Here is an 18,160-nt window from a genome sequence, read left to right as displayed (position 1 = left end):
TGAGCAAGAAAAGGAAGTCAGCAAAGAAAGCCAAAGTCGAGACGTTGATCAATCCCGACATGCCGTCTGAATCGACGGAGAGCGAAGCGCCAGAAGCGGCCGAGGCCATTGAAAAGCCGGAGAAAAAGATATCCAACCGGACCTACCTCAAGGAACTCGAGAAACTCGAGGGCGAACTGGCGCATCTGCAATCCTGGGTGATCAAGCAGGGACTCAAGGTGGTTCTCGTTTTCGAAGGCCGTGACGGAGCCGGCAAGGGCGGTACGATCAAGGCCATCACCGGCCGCGTCAGCCCGCGCGTATTCCGGGTTGTCGCCCTGCCCGCGCCGACCGAGCGCGAGAAGACGCAGATGTATGCCCAGCGCTACCTGCCACACATGCCGGCAGCCGGCGAGGTGGTGATCTTCGACCGGAGCTGGTACAACCGCGCCGGCGTCGAGCGCGTCATGGGCTTTGCCACCGAGGAGCAGGTAGAGGGTTTCCTCCGGATGGCGCCACTGTTCGAAAAGCTACTGGTCGGAAAAAGCAACAACGTCATCTTGCTCAAGTACTGGCTGGAAGTCGACATGGACGAGCAGACGCGCCGCCTCGAGGCGCGCATTACGGATCCGCGCAAGCAGTGGAAGCTTTCGCCGATGGATCTGAAGTCGTACAGCCGCTGGTACGACTACTCGCGCGCGCGCGACGAGATGTTCAGGGAGACCGATACCGAATGGGCGCCGTGGTTCGTGGCGCGCTCCAACGACAAGAAGCGGGTGCGCTTGAACATCATCAAGCACATCCTGAGCAGCATCCCTTACGAGGTCGTCAAGCAGCCGAAGATCGTTCTGCCCAAACGGCAAAAGCCCGGCGACTACAAGGAAATCACGCTGCCGTTGAAGTACGTGCCGGAAGTCTACTGAATCGGCGGTGGGCCTGAAACACCTCGCTGGCTGCGCGTCCCTCGTCGATACCAGCGAGGTCAGGCCGCCGCATTTCCCGGGCGGCCGCGAAACTCGTCGATGACGTCGGCCACCGTGATCCTGCGGCCGAAGTAGCCGACGTTTTCCTCCAGTCCCTCGGCGCGCAGAATGTCGCGTACCGCCGCATGTGCCGCGACCAGGCGCAGGCGAATTCCAGCCGCCTGGAACTCCTCGTGCAGCTTCGCCAGCATGCGCGCGCCGGCCAGGTCGACAATGGGTGATGTGGAAAGGTCACACACCATCAGGCTGAGCGGCCCGGCGGCCGAGCGGACTTTCTGCCAGACCGCTTCGCGCACGTGCTCGACGTTGAAATAAAGCAGCGACGCCTCGACGCGGAACATCAGCACACCGGGAACGGCCTCGTTGTCGGGGTTGCGCTCGATATCGGAGTAACTGCGCGTTCCCGGGATGTGGCCGAGGAAGGCCACATGCGGGTGTGCCGCGCGCCGTATGAGCAACAACATCGACACGAGCACCGCCACGATCACGCCCTTGAGGATGCCGAGCAACAGCACGCCGCCGAAAGCGACCATCGAGACGCCGAATTCGAAGCGGCTCACCCGCCACACGTGGCGAAGTTCGCCGATGTTGATCAATCCCTTGACGGCCACCAGCACGATCGCTGCGAGCACCACGTTGGGCAGGTTGTACAGCAGCCCTGTCAGGTACATCAGGCACAGGCCGATCGTCAGCGAAGCGAAAACGAGGGCGAGCGGCGTCTTTGCGCCGGCCTTGTCATTCACCGAGGACTGCGACAGGCCGCCGGCCACCGGATAGGCCTGGAAGAAACCCGCCGCGAGATTCGCGGCGCCCAGACCGAGGAGTTCCTGCCGCGCATCGATCTCGTAGCCGTTCGCCTGCGCCAGGGCGCGTGCGGCGGAAACGCTTTCCACGTAGGCCAGCAACAGGCACGCGAAGGCCAGCGGGATCACCCCGTCGACATCGCGTACCCGCAAATCCGGCAGCTTGAAGTCGGGCAGGCCCTGCGGCAACGCGCCGACGATCTTGAAACCGAGCTCACCCAGTGGCGTTACCGACAACACAACGATCGAAATCACCACCACGAACAATGCGATCGGGCGCCCCGGCAGGAATTTTTCCCCCAGCAACAGCACGGCGAGCGCGGCGAGACCGAAAGCCAGCACCGCGAAGTTGGTATCGGGGAGCTGGCTACCAAGGGTGACGACGGACTCGAAGAACCCATGCCCACCGCCCTTGACCCCGAACAGCTTGGGCAACTGGGTCATGGCGATGGTCAGCGCCGCGCCGGCCTTGAAACCGAGCAGAATCGTTTCGCTGATGAAGTTGACCAGCGAACTCAAGCGAAACAGCCACGCCAACACGCACATCGCGGCGATGACCACCGCCGTCAGCGCGGCAATGGACGCCCAGCGTCCCGGATCGCCCTGCGCCATGCCGGCGACCGTGACGCCGACCAGCATCGAGATCGCTGAAGTAGGACCGATCGCCAGCTGGCGCGAGGAGCCGAACAGGGCATAGAACAGGCCGCCGAGCAGATAGCAGTAGATGCCGTATTGCGGCGGCAAGCCGGCGAGCGAGGCGTAGGCGAGCGACACCGGGATGCCGTAGGCGGCCAGCGTCACGCCGGCGATCGCGTCGTTGGCCAGCCACCTGGTCTGATACGCGGCGAGCCACTGCGCTGGCGGAAAGAGCGCGCGCCAGCCACTCGCCGGGGGAGCGCCCACCAGGGCACGCGCAGGACGCACTTCTTCAGTCTCGGCGCTCAGAGTCATGGACTGTCCTCCACCTGCGCTTCGAGGCGTCCTTCGCGAATCGCCTTGACGAAAGCCCGATAGTCGCGCTGATTCTGGTCGCTATACTCGACGGCGAACTCGCAGATGGCGTCGTCGAAGGTGGCATTCGAACCCATGTAGCCGGCGATCAGCGCTGCATCCCCCGAGCGAGCGTGCGCCCGTGCCAACGCCCAGGCGCACAGCCGGCCGTAGGCGGTCAGGAGATCGACGTCCCACCCCTCGACAATCGCGCTGATCTTGACGTCGCGAAGTTGGCGGACATACACATCCCTGCCATTCTGGGTGGTCGTCCAGCCCAGGAAGATATCGCTCGCTCCCTGCATCAGGCGCTGCCCGGCAACGACTCGCTGGCCATGATTGGCATGCAGGCTCTGGCCCGCGTACGGTTCGAGAACCGACGCCCGCGCTTCCTTGATCTGCAGGAAGATCGGGTCATTGTCCGCGGCCATGAACAGGGCGACGGAGCAGAAGGTGCCGACGCTGCCGACACCGACGACCTTGATCGCCATGTCGCAGAAGCGAAACCGGTCGAACAGGACACGCACGTGCTCGGCCAGCGACTCGCGGTAGCTCGCGATCACTTCTCTGTACTGCGTCCCTTGCCCGGGTGCTTGTTCCTCGGTCAGGTGGAAAATCAGCGGCGGGTTATCCTTGATCTTGGGCAGCGCCCCGTGGTGTTCGGCAAGCTTGGGAAAGATGTATTCGGCGGTGCTTTGCTGCCGGGCCTTCTGGAGCCGCTTGACAATGCGCTTCCTGACCTCCTCGCTAGGAGTTTCGGCGAGCACGCGGTCGACGGTGATCGTGTCGTACCAGACGTCGAGCGCGCGCATTGACGAATAGTCAGCCATCCGCTCGCGGTAAGCGCGCGCCGCGGCCGTCGCCGCCCGGGCAGCCTCGCTCTCGTGCAGGCGCAAATACTGCGCGGCGATGACGATGCTCGCGGTCAGACGCTTGACGTCCCACTCCCAAGGCGCTGGCAGCGTCTCGTCGAGGTCATTGACATCGAAGACCACTTGGCGTTCGGGCGTGGCGAAGCCGCCGAAGTTCAGCAGATGCGCGTCGCCGCAGGCCTGTACCCGCAGTCCGGAGTTCGGGGTGGACGCGAGATCTGCCGCCATGATCGCCGCCGAACCGCGGTAAAAGGTGAACGGCGACTGGAGCATTCGCCCAAACCGGATCGGCACGAGTTCAAGCATCCGCCCCTCGTTCGACGCCGTGAGCACTTCAATCGGATCGCGCCGCTTCTTGGGCGGCTTCCAGCCGCCCTGTGCCTCGCGCGACACGGCGTCGCGCAGCGCGCTCCCTTGTGCGCGGCGCTCTTGCGGCGAAAGAACCAGCGCCTGGCTACTCGCGGTGGCGCATTCGTGTTTAGGATCGGATTGGCGCTTGGACATCTGGGCGAACCTCCCTGTAAGAAATCCCTCCAGATCAGTATAGACTATCCGTCATTCCACTTCTGAGCGTGTTGCCAACAAGAGGGTTGCGGGCAGCAATCATGGGTTGTCGGTCCTCCTCTTGGGCGAGGCGTTGCTGTGCGGGCCTCCCCCTTGCCACGGACGGCGGCGATCTGCGCCTGCCCCCTCCATTGCCGGGATGGCTGAGGCTGGTTCGGTCGCGGCGCCATTGCGGATACCACCGGGTGCGGCCAATCTTCCCGAGGCTGAGGTGATGGCAAGCTCGGTGCACACTGTGGGCAGCATTTGCGCCGTCAGCCGTCGGATCGAAGCGGCTGCGTTCGGCTGCTTGGCGAAGTGGACTCACTGGCCCGCTGCCAGGGCCAGCGACCTTCCAGTTCGACTTGCAAGGCCGTACTCAGGAAGGTCCGGATCAGGACGATCAGGCCGAGGACGAGGACGCCTTGCAGCGTCGGCGTCACGGCCACAGTCCGGATGATGTCGGCGGCGACCAGAAACTCCAGTCCGAGGAGGATTCCTCGCCCAATGTCCTGCCGGAACTGCCGATACGGGTCGGTGTCATGGCGTCGGTACGCAGCCAGCCGAACCGTGGCGACCACCGTACCGAGGACGATGACCGCCACCCCGACTCCGTCGAACAGCACGCCGACCATCTCGGCGACTTCGTTGAACGATGGCATCAAATCGTCCTCCAGTCTCATTCCGCCTGCGCCCGGGGAGTAGCGTTTGCCAGCCACGCCACAGCGGCGCCCAACCAAGCCGCGCTCAGGGGCTCAGAGGTAGCGTGTCACCTCGTCAAAGTTGATCCCTTGCGGCAAGGGCAGTTCCTGGCGCGCGACGCGCGCCAGGACGAAAGCCCTGCGGATCGGTGGGGAGCCGCTCAGCTCGGCAATCGCAAAATCGACCTCGGCAGCCGGTTCGCTGCTGGTTTGATCGAGCACCACGTTCATCGGGCTGAGCCGCAGCCGCCTGGGCTCGATGCGCAGATACCGCTGCGGGTGCTCGAGCACCTCCTTCAGGCACTCGAGTTCAGCTTCGAGCACCGACTCGCTGCCGCCGATCGCTTCCAGTTGCTGCTCATTTTCCAGTAGTTCTGCTTCCAGACGGGCTTGCTCGCTGCGCGCCGCCGGAGCCTCGCCGAACATCGATCCGAGGCCCGGTCCGTGTTGCTGAAGCAGGCGCAGGCGTGCCCGGATCAGCGCACGATTGGCCTGTAATTCCTGCCTTTCGACACGCTCCGCGCCGATCTCCGCCAAAGCGTGGGCGACCAGGTACTCGAAAATCTCGACGCCCACGACACGCCGCAAGCGGGACTCGTCGCGGCCGCAGATGCGCGCCCGGTGGTCCGAAAAACTCACGCTCGTCTGGGCGACGTCGCGCTGTACGATGTTCCCCTGCAGCGCCATTCCGAAAACCCGCTGCTCGTTGAGCGCCATGCCGAGAACCAGAAACGCCTCATCGAGGTCCGGGGCTTTGTCGAACAGGGTACGCAGATTGTCCGAACGGCCGAGCACGGTCGGGATGTCCGATGATGCGGCAAAGAACGCCCGCAAGGCCGGATCGGCAGACCACACCGTCGACGACAGCGGCCGCACGGCCGGCAGCACCGGGACCAGCGCGCGCAGGAAATCGATCGTCGTCTCGACGGCGGGCGTCAGGCGCTTTTGGCAGGACGGCAGCAGCTTGAGCCGGGGATTGGTCAGCGTGATGGCTTTGTCGACAGCCCCGCGAACCATTTCGTCAGACACCCCGTTCGGATCGAACTGACCCGGTCGGTTCTTGAACCAGTCGAGAATGCCCATTTCCATCTTCCTCCAGGGGAAAGCGTCGGCCAGGCCCTGGCGCGACAAATGATCCAGAACAACGGTTCCCGCGTCAGGGCAGACCCGGACCGACCGTAGCGCGCACAAGCGAGTGACCGGCTTCGCGCTGGTCAGAGAGATCGCCGCGGAGTCGACAAGGGCGCGGGCCGAGCACAGCGGACGCCGGCCAGCCTCGCCACGGCTTCCTCACTGTACCCGCGAGTCGAGACTCCGGCAAGATCAGCGCCAGGCCGCGGATGACCAGCACCTTACGGGGCATGCCGCGGCAGCAACGCTGCGGAAACAGCGGCACGGACCCCCTGCCCTCGCCTGTTGGCAGCAGCTCTGGCGGGATGGGCGGGGCATTCGAGCAGTCGGCTCAGCCACTATTGCGCAGGCCGGCGGCGATCCCGTTGATCGTCAGGTGGATGGCGCGTTTCACCCGCTCATCCTCGTTGCCGGCACGCAGCCGCCTGATCAGCTCGATCTGCAGGTGATTCAACGGATCGAGGTAGGGAAAACGATTGCGGATCGACCGGGCGAGCAGCGGGTTGTCCTCGAGCAGACACTGCTGCCCGCTGATCGCCAGCAGGGCGTCGATGGTCGCCTGCCACTCGGCCTTCAGGCGTGGGAAGATCGCCGCGCGCAGCGCGGGATCGGTGACCAGTTCGGCGTAGCGGGCGGCGATCGCCAGATCGGTCTTGGCTAGTACCATGTCCATGTTGGAGAGCAGTGTGCGGAAGAAGCCCCACTCGTGGTGCATGCGCTGCAGCACCTCCAGACCCTCGGGATGCACGGCGAGAAACTCGCGCACCGCCGTGCCAAAGCCGTACCAACCCGGCAACATGAGACGGCACTGCGCCCAGCTGAAGACCCAGGGTATTGCCCGCAGATCCTCGATGGCGGTGGTCTTCTTGCGCGAGGCAGGCCGGCTGCCGATGTTCAGATGCGCTATCTCGGCGATGACGGTGGACTCCCAGAAGTAACGTTCGAAGCCTTCGGTCTCATAGACCAGGCCACGGTAGGCACGATAGGCCGACTGCGAGAGCATGGCCATCGCCTCGAGGTACTCCGGCTGCGGCGCCGGATCGGGTGCCGCCAGCAAGGTCGCTTCGAGCACGGCCGACGCCAGGATCTCGAGGTTGCGCCGACCGACCTCCGGATTCGAGTACTTGCTGGCAATCACCTCGCCCTGCTCGGTCAGTCGCAGCCTGCCCTGAACCGCGCCACCCGGCTGGGCAAGGATCGCCTGGTAGCTCGGACCGCCACCGCGCCCCACCGAGCCGCCGCGTCCGTGGAACAGGCGCAGCTTGACGCCGTGGCGGGCGAACACCTCGACCAGCGCTATCTCTGCCCGGTAGAGCTCCCAACCCGAGGTCAGGAAGCCGCCGTCCTTGTTGCTGTCCGAATAGCCCAGCATGACCTCCTGCAGATCGCCGCGGCTGGCGACCAGCCTGCGGTAGGCAGGCAAGGACAACACCTCGTCCATGACCCGCGGGCAGTTGCGCAGGTCGGGAATGGTTTCGAACAGCGGTACGATATTCACCGCCAGTTCTCGCGACTGCGGCAACAGCAGGCCGCATTCCTTGAGGAGCAGCGCCACTTCGAGCAGGTCCGAGACACCATCAGTCTTCGAGATGATGTAGTTCTGTACGGCCTGAGACCCAAAGGCGCGATGGGCGTCGGCGGCGGTGCGAAAGATCTCCAGTTCGCCACGCGTCTCGTCGCTATAGGCGAGGTGGGATGAGGCCAGCGGCCGCGTCGAGCTGATCTCGCGCAGCAACAGCTCGACACGTCCGGCCTCGTCATGTTCGCGGTAATTGGTGCCGGGGCTGGCCGCCTCCAGGAGTTCGCCGACCACTCGCTCGTGCACCTCGGAGTTCTGGCGCAGGTCGAGTGCCGCCAGGTGGAAGCCGAAGACGCGGGCCGCACGGCGCAACGTGCGCAGGCGGCCACGCGCCAGCAGTTGTGAGCCATTGGCGACCAAGGAGCGGTGGATCACGTCCAGGTCGGCGGCAAACTCCCCGCAATTCGCGTAGGGAGCCGATTCACCAACCGGATGACGTTCCGGCTCGAGACCGTCAAGCTTGCGCGCGGTGGCCGCCAGGCGCGCGTAGATACCGGTGAGCGCTCGCCGATAGGGCTCGTCGCTGCGCGCAGCGGCCGTGTCGGGCGAGCTGTCCGCCAGTGACTGCAAAGCGTCCGAGACGCTCACCAGGCCCTCGGCGAGCGACAATTCGGCGCCCAGGGCGTGGATCTCGTCGAGGTGGAAACGCAGCGCACATGCCGACTGCAGGCGCAGGGCCGCGCGCGTGACAGGGGCCGTCACGAAGGGATTGCCGTCGCGGTCGCCGCCCATCCAGCTGCCCAACTGGAGAAAGCCGGGCAACTCGCTGGCCGGTCGTCCGCCATCGGCCGCGGCGAGATGATCCTCCAGCCAGCAGTAGAGCCTGGGCAGTTCGCGAAGGAATGTGTAGTCGTAATACGACAGCCCGTTGGCCACCTCGTCGAGGACCATCAGCCGCGTCGTACGCAGCATGCGCGTCTGCCAGAGGGCCAGCACGGCGCGCCGCAGCCCCTCGTCGAGCGACTCCTGCTCGTCGGGCGTCAGCCGGCTGTTGTCGCGCCGATGCAGCAGATGGGCGATCGCACGCTGCCCGTTGAGGGTGCTCTTGCGCTGGACTTCGGTTGGATGCGCTGTAAGTACGGGGACGATCGATGCGTCGTCGAAGAAACCGTACAACTGCGCCACATCGCAACCGGCGGCGCGGGCGCGCGCCAGCGCATGCGCCAGACTGCCGGCGTGCGGTGGCGAGCCCGCGATCAGGTGCGCACGCGAGCGTCGGATGTGATGCTGATCCTCGGCAATGTTGGCGAGGTGCGAGAAATGGCTGAAGGCGCGCACGACGGTCTGCGTCTGGTCGCGCGACAGGCTGTCGAGAATCGCTGCCAGTTCCTGCCTGGCGCCGCTGTCCTCGTCGCGATGAAAGCGGATCGCGCTGACCCGGATACGTTCCACCAGTTCGAAGGTCGCCTCGCCTTCCTGCGCGCGCAGCGTGTCGCCCAACAAGCGGCCAAGCAGCCGAATGTCTTCGCGCAGCGGCAGATCCTTGTCTTCGGGAAAAGCCTCCGTCATCACGGGATTCCTTTCTGTTGATGGGGCGGGAGTTCCCCCGCGACCTCGGCAAGAGCCGCGTGCGGAGTATAGGCGGCACCCGCAAGGACGGTCAAACCGGTGCGACAGTCCTGGCTGGCCGACAATGCGTGGACTAGAATAATGTTGTCGCCATCGAACGACTCCGGGGCCGCGACGCCTGCGGGTGAGACCCGCGTCATGCGCGTCCGGGAGACTCGTCCGGCATCGACCCACACTCCGGTCCACGCCAGCCAACCAGCAGATGAGGAAGACAATACATGACACAACTGAACCCGACCGAAGCGTTCTTTCGCGACCTCGAAGTGAAGGTGAAGGGCCCCGCCGGCGCGCTCGACGGCAAGAAGGCCCTGGTGATCGGCATCGCCAATGACCAGTCGATCGCGTATGGCTGCGCGCTCGCCTTCCGCGCGCTCGGCGCCAGCGTCGCGATGACCTATCTCAACGAAAAGAGCAAGACCTACACGCAGGCGCTGGCCGATCACCTGGGGGTCGACCCGGCGCTCTATCTCCCCTGCGACGTGCGCATACCCGGGCAACTCGAGGCCGTTTTCGAGGCGATCGAGAGAACTTGGGGCCAACTCGACATCGGCCTGCATTCGATTGCCTTCGCGCCACGCGAGGATCTGCACGGCCGCGTCACCGACTGCTCGCGCGACGGATTCCTGATGGCAATGGACGTCTCGTGCCACTCCTTCATTCGTATGGCGAGACTCGCCGAGCCGCTGATGAAGGAAGGCGGCTCATTGTTCACGATGAGCTACTACGGCGCCGAGAAGGTGGTCGATCGTTACAACTTGATGGGCCCGGTCAAGGCGGCGCTCGAGGCGTCCGCACGTTACCTCGCCGCCGAACTGGGACCGAAGGGCATTCGCGTGCACCCGATCTCGCCCGGCCCGATCAAGACGCGGGCGGCTACCGGCATCGACCGCTTCGACGAGTTGATGGACATCGCCGCAACACGCGCCCCCAGTCGCATGCTGGTCAGCATCGAGGATGTCGGCATGGCGACGGCCTTCCTCGCCTCCGACTATGCGAAGCTGATCACCGGCGAAACCATCCACATCGACGGCGGCTACCACGTCATCGGCTGAAGCCAGCGCACATCTCCCGAGTTGCGGCGCTCATCCGCCGAGCCCGACAGACCGTCTACCGTCAGTTCTCAGCGCCGGGGTTAGTCCCCGGCGCCGCGCTCACCGGCCCAGCAGCGTGCGGGTGTGGCGAGCGATCATCAGTTCCTCGTTGGTCGGCACCACCCACGCCGAGACCCGGCTACCGACGCCACTGAGGCATGGACCACCCTGCTCGTTGGCGGCCTCGTCAAGCTCGACGCCCAGCCAGCGCGCCTTCTCGCAGACGAGCTGCCGAATGCGCGCGCTGTTTTCGCCAATACCGGCGGTGAACACCAGCGCGTCGAGACCGCCGAGAACAGCGGCGAGCGCACCGAGTTCGCGGCTGATACGGTAGACGAACAGCTCGATCGCCAGTCTGGCCCGCGGCGCATCGCTGGCCAGCAGGACACGCATGTCGTTGCCGATGCCGGACAGGCCGAGCAGGCCGGAGCGCTTGTAGAGCAGATCCTCGATCTGTTTCGCCGACAGACCTTCCTGCTGTAGCAGGTAGAGGACGATTCCCGGGTCCATGTTGCCCGGCCGGGTGCCCATCATCAGGCCATCGAGCGCGGTGAAACCCATCGAGCTACCGACGCTGCGGCCATCGCGCATGGCGCACATGCTGGCGCCACTGCCCAGGTGCGCGACGACCACACGCCCATTGGCGATTTCCGGCGCGACCGACGGCAGGGTCGCGGCGATGTACTCGTAGGAAAGCCCATGGAAGCCATAGCGGCGAATACCCCGCTCGTAGTATTCGTAGGGCAGACCGTAGAGATCGGCGACCATCTCCTGGGTCCGGTGGAACGCGGTGTCGAAGCAGGCCACCTGCGGCAGGTCGGGTCGTACCTCCTGGACGGCGCGGATCGCCGCCAGGTTGTGCGGCTGGTGCAGTGGCGCCAGCGGCACAAAGGCAGCGAGATTCTCCATCGCCGGCGCGGTAATCAGCAGCGGCGCCGAGTAGTCGGCACCGCCATGCACCACGCGATGGCCGACGCCAACGAGTTCCAGTCCCTCGGAGCGGGAGCGCAGCAGCGTCGCAATCTCCTGCAGCGCCTGGGCGTGGTTGGCAACTTCCGCCGTTGCCCAGCGAACATCGGCGAGGATCGTGCCCTCGCCGTTCTTTGCCTTGAGTCGCGGCGCCGTGCCCAGACCTTCCACCTGACCGACGACCAGCATGCGCAACTCGCCGGCACGCGGGATGCCGAACACCGAGAATTTCAGGCTCGATGAGCCGGCGTTGATGACCAGAATCGCGTTTGCCATGTCAGCCTCCGATCGTCGTCGAACCATCACCCAGTGGTGCACTGGCCATCAGGCAGGCCACGGCACACGAGGCCAGCTTGGTACGTTTGTTGTCGGCGCGGCTGGTCAGGATGATCGGCACGCGCGCACCGAGCACGATGCCGGCGCCATCGGCATTGCTCATGAAGGTAAGCTGCTTGGCGAGGATGTTGCCGGCGGCGAGGTCGGGGACGACGACGATGTCGGGATCGCCGGCGACGATCGAGTCGATCTTCTTGATACGCGCCGCTTCCTTGCTGATGGCGTTGTCGAGGGCCAGCGGACCGTCGAGAATGGCGCCCGTGATCTGCCCCCGATCGGCCATCTTGCACAATGAAGCCGCGTCGGTCGTGCAAACCATGCGCGAATTGATTCCCTCGACCGCGCAAATGATCGCTACCTTGGGCCGCGCGATACCGAGGGTCCGGGCCAGATCGATGGCGTTCTGGCAGATGTCGCGCTTGGTGTCGAGATCGGGCGCGATATTGATCGCCGCATCGGTGACGATCAGCGGCTTGTGATAGGTCGGCACGTCCATCACGAAGGCATGCGTGATACGACGCTCGGTGCGCAAGCCGGTGTCCCGACTGACCACCTCAGCCATCAGTTCGTCGGTGTGCAGGCTGCCTTTCATCAGCGCCGCCGCCTTGCCGAGGCGAACCAGCTCGACGGCACGAAAGGCAGCGGCATGACTGTGCGGCATGTCTTCGATCTGCACGCCGGAGAGATCGAAGCCATGCTCCTTGGCGAGCGCGCGCAAGCGGACCAGAGGTCCGACGAGGATCGGCTCGATCAGGCCCTCACGCCTCGCCTGCAGGGCGGCACCGAGCGACGACTCGTCACAGGGATGCGCGACCGCCACCGGCACCGCTGGCAGTTGCGCGCAGCGTTCGACGAGGGTCTCGAAGCGGTCGTGGCTCTGGATCGACACCTGCGCCGCTTCCGGACGCTCCATTGTGACCTTGACCAGTGGCGCGATGACCCGCGCGGTGCCGGTCATGATCGTCTCGCCGCGTCCGTTGACACCACGACAGTCGAAGATCACCCGCCGACTTGCGGGATCCTTGGCGGTTGCGGTGATCGTGATGGTGACCTGCTCACCGATCGGTACCGTTGCCAGGAACTCGAGATCCTGTCCCGAGTGTACCGTTCCCGGACCCGGCAGCTGATTGCCGAGCAGTCCGGAAACCTGGGCGCCCAACCACATACCGTGTGCAGCGAGGTCGGACGGCCCAAGCTGCCGGTCGAGTTCGCTGTCCAGTTGCGTTGGGCTGATGTCGCCCGAAACGGCCGCGAAGAGTTGCACGTCGCGCAAGCTCAGCGTACGACTGACGCTTGCCGTATCGCCGATGTTGATTTCGTCGAAGCAACGATTCTGGAGGATGTCCAGTGTCATGATCTGTTCCCCTCGGACTATGATGATGGCCTGTCTGTGGTCCGAACCCGCACCGGACTCCACGCGGGAGACCTAGCACTCGCGCCGCCGTTGCCGCCGACCGAAGCAGCCTCTTCTGTCGGCAGGTCGGACGATTGGGCTGGACGACCGAGTCCGCCGGACCGACCGGGGCTCTCCGTCGTCGAGACGCTGGAGCGGCAAGAGCCCCTCTGGTCATTATAGCCTTGTCAGTGCGAGGCGGACTGGCATTAGCCAAGTCGCGGTCGCAACACCGGCGCCGATCGTGCCGCTGCGGATCATCATGTCGCTGGCAGAACAACTGGCAGCGCTCGCTGCTACGGGGATCGATCCAGCGAGTTCGCGGGCGCCAACGCAGGAGGCAGGTGGACCCGCCGAAGGGGCAGGCATTCGGTTATCATGGCAAACTGACCCGCAAGAGCGGGCGGCTTCTACGTGGCGGCAATTCTTCAGGGGGGTAACTCTATGTACAAGCTTTACAACACGTTTGTTGCGCGGGGCTCGCAGGTATCCCGTTGGTTCCTGATCGCCGTGATTGCGGCGCTGCTGGCGCCGGCGAGCGCCCTCGCGGCGGACTCGCGCGGGGCGCTCGAACGAGACGCGCGCAACACCTATCAGAAACTGATCGCCGGCGTCCCGGCGGCCAGGCTCCTGTCAAGGGAGGCTGTTGCCGTCCTCGTGTTCCCGAAAATCACCAAAGCCGGTCTGGTCGTCGGCGGGCAGTACGGAGATGGCGTCCTCTTCACGGGCGGTAAGGTAGCGGGCTACTACAACACCTCCGGAGCTTCCTATGGACTGCAAGCCGGTGCACAGCAGTACGGCTATGCCATGTTCTTCATGAACGAAAAATCGCTCAAGGCCCTGAGCGAGAATGACGGATTCGAGGTCGGTGTTGGCCCCTCGATCGTGGTGGTCGACCAGGGCATGGGCAAGTCGCTGACTTCGACGACCGCGAAGGACGACATCTACGCCTTCATCTTCAGTCAGAAGGGGCTGATGGCTGGCCTTGGCCTGCAGGGGAACAAGATCACCCGACTCAACGACTAGAACCATCGCGTCTTCCCGGGGATGTGCCGAGCGGGCTGGCGAGCCGGCCCGCCGTACGACGCCGCGCAGCGCGACGAACGGCGGCCCTTGCCGCCGGCCACCCCGGCCCGTATCACCCTGAACGGGTCGGTTGAACCGATCCGCCGCCGCGTCGGAAGAGATGACTGGCCTGCCACCCTCGCACGGTTCGCTGGCCGCAGCGAACCCCGCTCAGACAGGGACGCGCGACGAGAATCGACCGACAGCACCCATTGCCGACTCCTCGCCAGGGCGGCGGGCCTGCGGACCGCCGCCCGCAGTCGTCCGCCCCCGGCCCGGGACTTGCCGCCGCCAGGCAGACGGATCCAGCCAGCGCGGCGCGTTTCGCGACGGCCAAATGCAGGTTAGCATTACGGTTTTTCCTGGCCCGCCAGCGGCCGATCACCCGGATCAACACAAAGGACCAGCATGACTTCACTTCCCCGCCAGAGCGGCATTCTCCTTCACCCCACTTCACTCCCCGGTCCGCATGGCTCGGGCGACCTCGGCCCGGCCGCCTACCACTTTGTCGACTGGCTGGTCGCCGCCGGCCAATCGCTCTGGCAGGTGCTGCCACTCGGCAGCGTCGGACCGGGCAACTCCCCCTACATCAGCCCGTCGGCTTTCGCCGGCAACGAACTGTTGATCGACCTGTCGCAACTGCGCGACGCCGGTTGGCTGACCGACGTCGACCTGGCGTCGGTCCCCGAATTCCCTGAAACCCGGGTCGATTATGCGAGCGTGCGGGACTTTCGCGTCGCGCGCTTGCGGCGCGCGGCCAAGCGGTTCTTCGGCCGCAAGAACACGCCGGAACAGAGCGCCTTCGAAGCTTTCTGCAGCGCGGCCAGGGACTGGCTCGACGACTACGCCCTGTTCATGGCGCTCGACATCGCCCATGGCGGCAATGGCAGGATGTGGCAGGACTGGCCCGCGCCGCTGGCCCAGCGGCAGCCCGTTGCGCTCAAGGAAGCCCTCCTCAAGTACGCCGACGAAATGAAGTTCTGGAAATTCTGCCAGTGGCGCTTCCACGACCAATGGGCGAAGCTGAAGGACTACGCCAACGCTCGGCACATCGAGATCGTCGGCGACCTGCCGATTTTCGTCGCCGCACACAGCGCCGATGTCTGGTCGAATCCAGGACTGTTCGATCTCGACAAGAAGGGCCGGCCGCGCGTGGTCGCCGGCGTACCGCCGGATTACTTCAGTGCCACCGGCCAGCGCTGGGGCAACCCGCTGTACCGCTGGCCCGCACACGCTGCCGAGGGCTATCGCTGGTGGATCGAGCGAATGCGGCAGACGATGAAACTCTGCGATGTCGTCCGCATCGACCACTTTCGTGGCTTCGAGTCGTTCTGGGAGATTCCGGCCACCGCCAAGACGGCAATCGACGGCAAATGGCGGCCCGGGCCGGGAGAAGCCGTGTTTGCGGCCATGCGCCGCGAACTGGGTGATGCGCAGGGCAGGCTGCGCATCATCGCCGAGGATCTCGGCATTATCACTCCCGAGGTCAACGCGCTGCGCGAGGCGATCGGTTTGCCGGGCATGCGCATCCTGCAGTTCGCCTTCGACGGTGACGCCAACAACCTCTACCTGCCGCACAACTACGACGCCAACACCGTCGTGTATACCGGAACCCATGACAACGACACGACCCTTGGCTGGTGGAAGTCACTGAGGCCGTCGGAGCGCGACCACATAATCAACTACCTCGGCGGCGGCGCCGAGGCCCGGGCAGAGCCACAGTGGCATCTGATCCGCCTTGCCAATTCCTCGGTGGCCGCACTCTGCGTCATCCCGATGCAGGACGTGCTCGGACTCGACTCGACGCACCGCATGAATCAACCGAGCCTCAGCGAAGGCTCGTGGGAGTGGCGCTTCACGTGGAAGTGGGTGGACGCATCGCACGCGCATCGGCTTGCGGAACTGGCGCGCCTGTACGGCCGCCATCGCGCCTGAGCGAAAGCGCTACCGGAGATCGGCGAACGGCGACTGCCGTTCGCGCCAAGATTCTCGGCCGCGGCGGCCGCGGCGGCCGAGAATACGCCAGCATCAAGTGGGGATGGCGCGAGCCCAGCAGGCAGGTCATTCGCGAAGCTGGCGAGCGCGGAATCCCGGACCAGTTGGCGATGACGGCCTCGAGCGCGAGGCCCCGACATGGGAGTCGGTGTAGCCCTCGCCGACGCGATCATGCACGGCGGGACCCTGGCGGTCGTTTGTAGCGCTGGCCGCTATGAGCGGCAACCGGCGGCCTAGCTCGCCTCGATCTTCGGGTCGCGGCTCAGCAGCGTCTCGACCGCCAGTGCCGCTGGTTCATCGCGATAGAGGATGGCGTCGACAGCCCGGGTGATGGGCATGTCGATCCCCATCTGCGCCGACAGGCGCGCAACTTCGCGTGTCGTGCTGACGCCCTCGGCGACATGACCGAGATCATCGAGAATCTGCGCCAGCGTCTTGCCCACACCCAGGGCAAGACCAACGCGCCGATTGCGCGACAGGTCGCCGGTGCAGGTGAGGATCAGATCGCCCATGCCGGCCAGCCCCATGAAGGTTTGTGGATGACCGCCAAGGGCGACTCCAAAACGGGCAATCTCGGCCAGACCGCGCGTGATGAGGGCCGCGCGCGCATTGAGACCGAGCCCAAGACCATCGCAGACCCCAGTGGCGATCGCCATGATGTTCTTCACGCCACCGCCGACTTCAACGCCGGGCAAGTCATCGTTGGCATAGATCCGGAAATGCGGGCTGTGCAACGCACGCGCGGTCCGATGGCCGAACTCGGCGTCGTTGGCGGCCAGCGCCACCGCCGCCGGCAGGCCGCGCGCGACTTCCTCGGCGAAACTGGGCCCGGAGAGTGCGCCGCAAAGCGCCTGCGCACCGAGTTCTTCAGCGACGATCTGGTGCGGCAGTTTTGCCGTTTCGGCCTCCAGGCCCTTGCACGCCCAGAGTAGCGGTTTGACGACGCCGGCATCGCGCAGGCGAGCGACGGTAGCGCGCAGGCCGGAAACGGGGGTAGCCACCAGCAGCAGATCGGCATCGGCGGCAGCCCGCTCGAAATCATCGCCGATCAGCAACGCGTCGGGGAAGCGATGCCCTGGAAGAAAGCGGCGATTCTCCCGATCGTCGCGCAGGACGCCTCTCACCTCGGCCCGGCGCGCCCAGAGCGTCACCGCGTGCCGCGCACTGAAGGCGATGGCCAGCGCGGTTCCCCAGGCGCCGGCTCCCAGCACGGCCAGTTTCATCGGCGCTCAGAGACCCCAGATCTGGTTGATGCGGACGAAGCCGGACTGTCCGTCACGATGGCGCACCTTGACCCAACCACCCGGCACCACTTCGACGAAATCCAGCGACACGTTCTTCTCGGCTTCGAAGCTGACTGGTGCCGAATCGTCGGCGTTCTGCCTGATCTGGCCGCGCGCCGTGGTCACGATCAGCGTCCGCCGCTTGCCGAGATACTTGCTCTCGATCCAGGCGAGACTGCCATCGGCATCGCGCACCTTCGACCATCCCTCAAGAACCACCACCAGTTCGACCGGTGTCCCGCGCTTGATGACGAACAGCTTGCTGCCTTTCTGGGACGGGGCATCGTAGAGAACGGTCGCCGCGTCGACGGTACGGTACTCGATGGCCAGCGCGGGCCCGGCAAGACCCGCGGTAAGCAGCAGCGTCAATAGTCGCTTCATCGACGGCTTTCTGCCGACTACTGAATCGTTGCCTCGCCCGCTGCTGCCTTGGCGGCCTCCTGCTGTTGCTGACGCGCCATGTACAGTGCTTCAAAATTGACCGGTTGCAGCATTACCGGTTGGAAACCGGCACGTGTAACGGCATCCGAAACGACTTCGCGAGAGTAGGGAAAGAGAATGTTGGGACAGGCGATCGACAGCAACGGCTCCATGTTCTCGCTGGGCACGTTCTGGATGCGGAAGATGCCGGCCTGACCGACCTCGACCAGGAACACCGTCTTGTCTTCGAGTTTCGAGGTCACCGTGGTCGTCAAGGTCACCTCGAAAACTCCCTCGCCAACACCTTGGGCATTGGTCTGCAACTGGATGCTGATCTGCGGAGTTTCACGCTCCAGAAAGATCTGCGGGGCATTGGGCACTTCGACGGAGAGGTCCTTGACGTAGATCTTCTCGATCGCAAAAACGGGGGCTTCTTGTTCGCTCATTGTCGGCTCATG

Annotated in this window: 14 protein-coding genes; 4 read left to right on the top strand and 10 right to left on the bottom strand. The window is 65.0% G+C overall.

Annotated elements, in window-relative coordinates:
- Nucleotides 1–59 precede the first annotated feature (59 nt).
- Entirely contained in the window at nt 60–902 is an 843-nt protein-coding gene (gene ppk2, locus CAP2UW1_RS07590; RefSeq protein ID WP_041568250.1) for a polyphosphate kinase 2, read from the top strand.
- 59 nt (nt 903–961) lie between these two features.
- On the opposite strand, the gene CAP2UW1_RS07585 is transcribed toward ppk2, so the two are convergent.
- The 5 genes from CAP2UW1_RS07585 to ppc all read right to left on the bottom strand — a co-directional run bounded on the left by CAP2UW1_RS07585 (nt 962) and on the right by ppc (nt 9,090).
- Nucleotides 962–2,716 (bottom strand): SulP family inorganic anion transporter, encoded by a 1,755-nt coding sequence (locus CAP2UW1_RS07585; protein ID WP_015766057.1) that lies wholly within the window; start codon nt 2,714–2,716, stop codon nt 962–964.
- Complete coding sequence (locus CAP2UW1_RS07580) at nt 2,713–4,131, bottom strand: DUF2252 domain-containing protein (RefSeq protein WP_015766056.1); 1,419 nt, start codon at nt 4,129–4,131, stop codon at nt 2,713–2,715. Before CAP2UW1_RS07580 ends, CAP2UW1_RS07585 begins: the two co-directional genes overlap by 4 nt.
- A gap of 314 nt (nt 4,132–4,445) precedes the next feature.
- A complete protein-coding gene (locus CAP2UW1_RS07575) occupies nt 4,446–4,832 on the bottom strand; it encodes a DUF1622 domain-containing protein (protein WP_015766055.1) in 387 nt (128 codons plus the stop codon).
- Nucleotides 4,833–4,925: 93 nt separating this feature from the next.
- A complete protein-coding gene (locus tag CAP2UW1_RS07570) occupies nt 4,926–5,954 on the bottom strand; it encodes a hypothetical protein (RefSeq protein WP_015766054.1) in 1,029 nt (342 codons plus the stop codon).
- Between the two features lie 379 nt (nt 5,955–6,333).
- Nucleotides 6,334–9,090: a phosphoenolpyruvate carboxylase gene (gene ppc, locus CAP2UW1_RS07565; RefSeq protein ID WP_015766053.1), complete on the bottom strand. Its 2,757-nt coding sequence runs from the start codon at nt 9,088–9,090 to the stop codon at nt 6,334–6,336.
- A 278-nt stretch (nt 9,091–9,368) separates the two neighbouring features.
- On the opposite strand from ppc, the gene fabI reads away from it, so the two are divergent.
- Nucleotides 9,369–10,202: an enoyl-ACP reductase FabI gene (gene fabI / locus CAP2UW1_RS07555; RefSeq protein WP_015766052.1), complete on the top strand. Its 834-nt coding sequence runs from the start codon at nt 9,369–9,371 to the stop codon at nt 10,200–10,202.
- Nucleotides 10,203–10,301: 99 nt separating this feature from the next.
- Here fabI and CAP2UW1_RS07550 read toward each other — a convergent pair whose 3' ends face one another.
- Both CAP2UW1_RS07550 and CAP2UW1_RS07545 read right to left on the bottom strand, forming a co-directional pair.
- Nucleotides 10,302–11,486 carry an acetate/propionate family kinase gene (locus CAP2UW1_RS07550; protein ID WP_015766051.1) on the bottom strand — a complete coding sequence of 395 codons (1,185 nt, stop codon included), beginning with the start codon at nt 11,484–11,486 and terminating at the stop codon, nt 10,302–10,304.
- A gap of 1 nt (nt 11,487) precedes the next feature.
- Complete coding sequence (locus CAP2UW1_RS07545; RefSeq protein ID WP_015766050.1) at nt 11,488–12,900, bottom strand: bifunctional enoyl-CoA hydratase/phosphate acetyltransferase; 1,413 nt, start codon at nt 12,898–12,900, stop codon at nt 11,488–11,490.
- A gap of 483 nt (nt 12,901–13,383) precedes the next feature.
- On the opposite strand from CAP2UW1_RS07545, the gene CAP2UW1_RS07540 reads away from it, so the two are divergent.
- Both CAP2UW1_RS07540 and malQ read left to right on the top strand, forming a co-directional pair.
- A complete protein-coding gene (locus tag CAP2UW1_RS07540; protein WP_015766049.1) occupies nt 13,384–13,965 on the top strand; it encodes a lipid-binding SYLF domain-containing protein in 582 nt (193 codons plus the stop codon).
- Nucleotides 13,966–14,412: 447 nt separating this feature from the next.
- Nucleotides 14,413–15,939: a 4-alpha-glucanotransferase gene (malQ, locus tag CAP2UW1_RS07535; RefSeq protein WP_015766048.1), complete on the top strand. Its 1,527-nt coding sequence runs from the start codon at nt 14,413–14,415 to the stop codon at nt 15,937–15,939.
- A 293-nt stretch (nt 15,940–16,232) separates the two neighbouring features.
- Here malQ and CAP2UW1_RS07530 read toward each other — a convergent pair whose 3' ends face one another.
- Genes CAP2UW1_RS07530 through secB form a run of 3 tightly spaced genes read right to left on the bottom strand, consistent with a single transcriptional unit; the run spans nt 16,233 to nt 18,148 of the window.
- On the bottom strand, nt 16,233–17,222 hold the full coding sequence (locus CAP2UW1_RS07530; protein ID WP_015766046.1) for an NAD(P)H-dependent glycerol-3-phosphate dehydrogenase: 990 nt from the start codon (nt 17,220–17,222) through the stop codon (nt 16,233–16,235).
- A 6-nt stretch (nt 17,223–17,228) separates the two neighbouring features.
- Nucleotides 17,229–17,663 (bottom strand): SH3 domain-containing protein, encoded by a 435-nt coding sequence (locus tag CAP2UW1_RS07525; protein ID WP_015766045.1) that lies wholly within the window; start codon nt 17,661–17,663, stop codon nt 17,229–17,231.
- A gap of 17 nt (nt 17,664–17,680) precedes the next feature.
- Nucleotides 17,681–18,148, bottom strand: coding sequence for a protein-export chaperone SecB (gene secB, locus CAP2UW1_RS07520; protein WP_015766044.1), 468 nt, complete (start codon nt 18,146–18,148; stop codon nt 17,681–17,683).
- Between the last annotated feature and the right edge of the window lie 12 nt (nt 18,149–18,160).

This window comes from Candidatus Accumulibacter phosphatis, assembly GCF_000024165.1.
GTDB lineage: Bacteria > Pseudomonadota > Gammaproteobacteria > Burkholderiales > Rhodocyclaceae > Accumulibacter > Accumulibacter phosphatis.
The sequence above is the reverse complement of the archived record's forward strand: the minus strand, read 5'-3'. Positions and strand labels throughout refer to the sequence as shown.